The sequence below is a fragment of the Staphylococcus sp. EG-SA-15 genome, from assembly GCF_017151895.1.
Taxonomy (GTDB): Bacteria; Bacillota; Bacilli; order Staphylococcales; family Staphylococcaceae; genus Staphylococcus; species Staphylococcus aureus.
The window spans coordinates 1-228 of sequence record NZ_JACVZN010000183.1 but is presented as its reverse complement, the minus strand read 5'-3'; the positions used below and the strand labels follow the sequence as shown (position 1 = coordinate 228).

Annotated in this window: 2 pseudogenes; one reads left to right on the top strand and one right to left on the bottom strand. The window is 29.4% G+C overall.

Annotated elements, in window-relative coordinates:
* A pseudogene (locus tag IDG64_RS14995) lies at positions 1 to 71 on the bottom strand (IS6 family transposase); the annotation flags it as partial.
* Between the two features lie 54 nt (positions 72 to 125).
* On the opposite strand from IDG64_RS14995, the pseudogene IDG64_RS14990 reads away from it, so the two are divergent.
* Positions 126 to 228 (top strand): annotated as a pseudogene (locus IDG64_RS14990) (replication initiation factor domain-containing protein); the annotation flags it as partial.

Below are 228 nucleotides of genomic sequence, written 5' to 3'. Positions count from 1 at the left end.
TATCTTAGATAGTAGCCAACGGCTACAGTGATAACATCCTTGTTAAATTGTTTATATCTGAAATAGTTCATACAGAAGACTCCTTTTTGTTAAAATTATACTATAAATTCAACTTTGCAACAGAACCTATTAGAATTTATAATAAAAAGCAAGAACGTAAAGATAATGCAGATGCTGAAGTTATGTCTGAACATTTATGGCGTGTAGAAATCGAACTTAAAAGAGATA